At 41.2% G+C, this 5281-nt stretch carries 6 protein-coding genes; 2 read left to right on the top strand and 4 right to left on the bottom strand.

All coding sequences use genetic code 11. The features are described from left to right. The 4 genes from PRIP_RS09950 to treR form a co-directional block, all read right to left on the bottom strand. On the bottom strand, window positions 1-1309 hold a 1309-nt coding region (locus PRIP_RS09950), incomplete at its 3' end, for an alpha,alpha-phosphotrehalase (protein ID WP_036101056.1). A gap of 13 nt (window positions 1310-1322) precedes the next feature. Next, complete coding sequence (gene treB / locus PRIP_RS09945) at window positions 1323-2741, bottom strand: PTS trehalose transporter subunit IIBC (protein WP_036101055.1); 1419 nt, start codon at window positions 2739-2741, stop codon at window positions 1323-1325. Window positions 2742-2905: 164 nt separating this feature from the next. Beyond that, window positions 2906-3133 (bottom strand): P-loop NTPase family protein, encoded by a 228-nt coding sequence (locus PRIP_RS09940; protein ID WP_149023811.1) that lies wholly within the window; start codon window positions 3131-3133, stop codon window positions 2906-2908. An 83-nt stretch (window positions 3134-3216) separates the two neighbouring features. Further along, window positions 3217-3936 (bottom strand): trehalose operon repressor, encoded by a 720-nt coding sequence (gene treR, locus PRIP_RS09935; protein WP_036101053.1) that lies wholly within the window; start codon window positions 3934-3936, stop codon window positions 3217-3219. Window positions 3937-4093: 157 nt separating this feature from the next. Between treR and cas6 the strand changes: the two genes are divergently transcribed. Together cas6 and PRIP_RS09925 are read left to right on the top strand one after the other, a co-directional pair. After that, window positions 4094-4816 carry a CRISPR-associated endoribonuclease Cas6 gene (cas6, locus tag PRIP_RS09930; RefSeq protein ID WP_036101052.1) on the top strand — a complete coding sequence of 241 codons (723 nt, stop codon included), beginning with the start codon at window positions 4094-4096 and terminating at the stop codon, window positions 4814-4816. Between the two features lie 70 nt (window positions 4817-4886). Further along, window positions 4887-5281, top strand: a 395-nt coding sequence (locus PRIP_RS09925) for a Bax inhibitor-1 family protein (RefSeq protein ID WP_036101051.1), incomplete at its 3' end; no start/stop codon positions are given.

The following is a 5281-nucleotide window of genomic DNA, read 5'->3' as shown; positions in this document are numbered from 1 at the left end:
GCTCGCCAGACGTGAAACCATGGTGTGGTGTGTCATCCCACTGCATTGGAATCCGCGCATTTTCCCGCGATTTCTCCCGCAAAATTTGCAGCGCATCGGCTGCCGTCACACCATCCGCAAGCAAGTGCGCGTACGCATTCCGCGACTCCGCGTCATCATACTGCGAAATATCCGTAAAATTGGCATCCGTCATCGCGATTTCCTCACCTTGATAAATAAACGTCGTGCCCTGCAATCCGAACAAAATAATCGCCAATAATTTCGCACTTTGTTCCCGGTAAATCGTGTCATTCGCAAACCTTGCCAAAGCACGAGGTTGATCATGATTCGTCCAGAACAAGGCGTTCCAGCCACCACCAGCCGCCATCTTCAATTGCCATTCCGCCATAATCCGCTTCAAGTCCGTCAACTGGAACTTCGCACTTGCCCATTTCTTCCCACCCGGATAATCCACCTTCATATGATGGAAATTAAACACCATACTCAGTTCCTCGCACTCCGGATTCGTATATTTAATACATTGCTCTGGCGTTGTAGAAGACATCTCACCAACCGTTACCAAATTGTATTTATGAAACACACGATGATGCATCTGATGCAAATATTCATGCACATGCGGTCCATCCACATAAAACTTGCGCCCATCATCCTGCGCAGTTGCCAACGAATCATTCGGGAAATCCGGATTTTTAGAAATATTATTAATCACGTCGAGGCGGAAACCATCGATTCCTTTCTCGCCCCACCAAGCCATCATATTATAAATTTCCTCTTGCAATTTTGGATTTTCCCAATTTAAATCAGGCATCCCGACCTCATACAAGTGTAAATAATACTGGCCAGATGCTTCATCCAATTCCCAAGCCGAACCACTGAACTTCGATAGCCAATTATTCGGCGGTCCACCATCGGCCGCAGGGTCCTTCCAAATATAATAATCACGATACGGATTATCCTTACCCTTCAAAGCCTCTTGAAACCAATGGTGCTGATAGGACGTATGATTGACTACCATATCCATCATAATTTTGAGCCCACGCCGATGTGCCTGCTCTAAAAGTTCATCAAAATCAGCCATCGTCCCGTACTGCGGATCAATATCGAAGTAGTCCGCAATGTCATAGCCATTATCGCGTTGCGGCGAAACATACATCGGCGTTAGCCAAAGCAAATCCACGCCAAGTTTTGCTAAATAATCTAGTTTTTCGATAATCCCGCGGATGTCGCCGATACCATCTCCATTCGTATCATAAAAGCTACGCGGATAAATTTGATAAACCGTCCCTTTTTGCCACCATTCGTTATTCATATGAAACATCCTCCTAAAATCCTGCATTTCCTTGTTTCCGTCTTGCTAAGCCAATAATGAAAGTGAGCACAAACGGCACACCAATCGCGATAAGCATTCCAATCGCATACGCACCCCAACCAGCTCTTGTAATCGAAAGAATCGAGAACAATCCACTGACACCTATCGATTGCGAAATAACACCATTATAAGCGATGAAACCACCAGCAAGACCAGCGCCAATCATCGAACAAACAAATGCGTACTTGGCTCGCAAGTTGACCCCAAACATTGCTGGTTCGGTTATCCCGAGATAAGCAGAGAGGGCAGAAGTGAGCGCGATACTACGGTTCTTTTTATCTTGTGTCACAAAAGCCATTGCCAGCGCGGCAGAACCTTGCGCCGTATCAGACAACGCTTGAATTGGCCAAAACATTGTTCTTCCAGTTGTTGAAATAAGTTGTAAGTTAACCGCCAGAAACGCGTGGTGCATCCCAGTAATAACAAGTAATGCAAAACAAGCACCAAATAAAATTCCAGTAATCATCGGTGAAACATTAGATAAGCTAACGATACCATCTGTAATCCAGTTGGAAATAGCAAGCGTAATCGGTCCAATCGCAATCAACGACAGGGCACTCGTCACAAGTAGCGTCACAGGAGCCACAATAAGTAATTGGAACGCATCTGGAATGACACGACGCAATCCTTTTTCAATCGTCGCGTATACCCAAGCAGCGACTAATACCGGCAAGACTTGACCTTGATAACCGATTTGTGCAACTTCTAGTCCGAAGAAATTCCAGTAATGCGGTTCCTTCACACCAATCTCATATGCACTCATTAACGCAGGATTTACAAGTACTAACCCAAGCACAATCCCCATTAACGGATTTCCGCCGAAATACTTCACGGCAGACCAACCAACAAGCGCCGGCAGGAATGCAAACGCTGTTCCAGCAATCATACTAATCATTCCGGCAATGCTCGCCAGATTCGGATACATATCCACAAGCGACTTACCTTCTACAAAAATCCCAACACCAACTAAAACATTATTAATACCAAGTAAAAGACCACTCGCAACAATCGCTGGCAAAATTGGAATAAATACATCGGCCAGCATTTTAACGATTTTTTGCAATGGGTTGAGTTTCTTTGCGTTTTCTTCTTTTAATTCAACAGTCGTTACTTCTTTGACATTTGTTTGGCGAATGAGTTCTTCGTATGCTTTATCCACCGTGCCTTGTCCAATAACGACTTGATATTGCCCATTAGAGCTGAAATTACCACGTACAATATCGATTTCTTTTAAGGCCGCTTCGTCTACGATAGACTCGTCTTTTAATTGAAAACGGAGTCTGGAGATACAGTGTGTTGCCATATTGATATTATCTTCGCCACCAATCGCTGCAATAATCGCCGCAACGTTCTTCTTTGTTACCTTTACCATTTTAAATTCCCCTCTTTCTGAGTTAATCAAAATGTAATCGATTTCATTGGTTTTATTATAAGTTGTTTAAACAACTTATGCAAGCTTTTTTTTGAAATTTGTTTAAACATATTTCTATGGAGACCAAAAAAAGCCTCACCAATCATTGGCGAGACTCACATAATTTAGAGGATTTCTACTGGTTGTTTATTTTTTAAGGTCAAAGTGGTGTCAGATTCTTTAGCGATGGTTATACGTTGTTGTTGATCGTCGCTGAGTTGCAGGGCAGGACGCTTCATTTGTTCTGGTGTTAAGCCTACTTCGGTTAACATTTTGACAGCATGGGAACATTTCTTCTTCACTCGTGGATGCTGGATGCCAATTGCTGTGATAACCTTTTGTAAGGCTGCCATATGCGGAGATTGTCCTTGTCTTATACAACTAGTATATGTGCATAGCAACCTCCTTAATTATGACATGTTAAGGGGAAGCTGACTTATTTTAAACGTTGTGCGGAGTCAAAAAAGACAAAGCGATCTGGGCGATGGCGGGATTCGGTATATTCAAACATTGTTCCATCTGCGTCATATGTGTAGTTTTTAACTACGGCAAGACAATCGAAACCGTTTAAGTCCATGTATTTTTTGTCATCAGTCAATGCTTTTTCAACAACGATGTACCGTTTGGATGTCACGATTTTGACGTTAAGTTCTTCTTCAATATATTCGTAAATCGATTCAGCGGCTTTTTCTGGTGTTAAGTCACGGACAATCGTAACATCAAAGTAGTTCACATCGAGAATCAACGCCTCATTTTCCACTAGTCGTAGTCGCTTAATATAGTAAACATCTGTCCCCTCGGGTAACATTGTTTTTTTTGCTAATTTTTTATCAACTGTTATTTGTTCAAAATGAACCACTTTAGTATGAAAGTTTTTATGGTTACGATTTAGCGATTCTTTCATACTTTCAACGCCGCCAAACATGAATTCAATCGACTCGTGTTGATGAATTACCATGACACCTTTACCGCGGACACTCTGAACGTAACCGTCTTTCACGAGTTCTGAAATAGCACGGCGGACAGTATTACGGCTACAATCAAATCGTTGCACTAGCATGTATTCGGTTGGCAACATCTCTTTGAAGGAGTAGCGACCTTCGTCAATGTCTTTCTTTAAATCGGCGTAAATTGCTTGATAAACAGCTTTCCCCAAGGTCTTTCCCTCCAATTTTGCTGACTTGTTTAAACAGCTTTATCACCTATATTGTACTAAAGAAAAAGGAATAAAGAAAGGGATGGTTTTCGTTGGATGTATATGCCAAATGGTGATATATTAGTATTGGGTGGAAACAATCAAGAGGAGGAGTGGGATGAGATTAAAAATCAATTGCGAGCTGTTGTCTAATAAAATCCCTGCTGACTACAGACGCAAAGTTGTGAGTGTTATGAAAGCGGGACTCTCAAGGGCGAATGAAGCGAAATATAAAGAGATGTATAGCGGGAACAAGCAAAAGAACTTTACATTTTCTGTCTATCTTCCAAAACCAATTTTTAATGGGGGAGTTATTAAATTGTCGCAAAATCAAATTGTGATTAATTTTGCAACAGCAGATGCTGAATTAGGTATTAATTATTATAATGCTTTGATGAATGTTAGGGGAAAGCAGCTGCCATTTTCGGAGATGAATAAAATTCGTGTACAGAATATTCAAATCATGCAAGAAGAAGCGATAATCTCCGAACGAATCGCCTTTAAAACTTTATCGCCAATCGTATGTCGAGATCATAATAAAGAAACAAAGAAGGATTGGTTTTATTGGTGGGAGGAAGAGGCTTTTGAGCGTGTTCTAAAGCGAAATTTATATTTTCAATTACGAGAGAAATTCGGTGAATATGTCAAAGCAGACATTGAAGCACTTCAATTTAGAAAAGTGGCCATTAAGAAAACTGTAGTTATTTGTTATAATCTTCACGTAGCGTGTTCACTTGGGAAATTCGAAATAATTGGCCAGCCATATTTACTTAACCATTTCGTACAAGGGGGCATTGGGTCGATGCGGGGAATGGGTTTTGGTATGATTGAAGTGATTTAGTATTTTAAAACATTGGAGGAAATGATATACTTGTATGTATAAATACTAGATTGGAGTGAAGTAGAACAAAATGAATGAAACATACAGAAGTACAGAACACGCTACGGCTAGCGTTACAAAAGCCGAAATTATGCAAAAAGTGCTCAACTGGTTTGTTATTTCTTTAGTGATGGCAACGGTTGGGACGGTTATTGGCCGTGAGATTCCATTCGCATTTTATATTCCACTGGTTGTTTTGGAATTTGCATTATTGATTGCGATGATTTTTGTAAGACGCAGTAAAAGTGCCTCCAAAATCGGTTACGGTTTATTGCTTGCTTTTGCATTTGTGACGGGGCTTGTATTAGCACCAACATTACAATATTACTTAAATGCTGGAGCGGGAAATGCTGTTTTAATGGCTTTTGCCACGGCGACTGTTACATTTACCGTACTGGGCTTTATAGGGGCTAAAATGAAGACCGA

Origin of the sequence: Paenilisteria riparia FSL S10-1204 (genome assembly GCF_000525995.1) — a bacterium.
GTDB classification, from domain to species: Bacteria; Bacillota; Bacilli; order Lactobacillales; family Listeriaceae; genus Listeria_A; species Listeria_A riparia.
The sequence above is the reverse complement of the archived record's forward strand: the minus strand, read 5'-3'. Positions and strand labels throughout refer to the sequence as shown.

What these genes read in the sequence shown, in the direction of transcription:
- treB (WP_036101055.1), bottom strand. Translation starts at nt 2,741, where the DNA reads ATGGTAAAGGTAACAAAGAAGAACGTTGCGGCGATTATTGCAGCGATT.
- PRIP_RS09940 (WP_149023811.1), bottom strand. Translation starts at nt 3,133, where the DNA reads ATGGCAGCCTTACAAAAGGTTATCACAGCAATTGGCATCCAGCATCCA.
- cas6 (WP_036101052.1), top strand. Translation starts at nt 4,094, where the DNA reads ATGAGATTAAAAATCAATTGCGAGCTGTTGTCTAATAAAATCCCTGCT.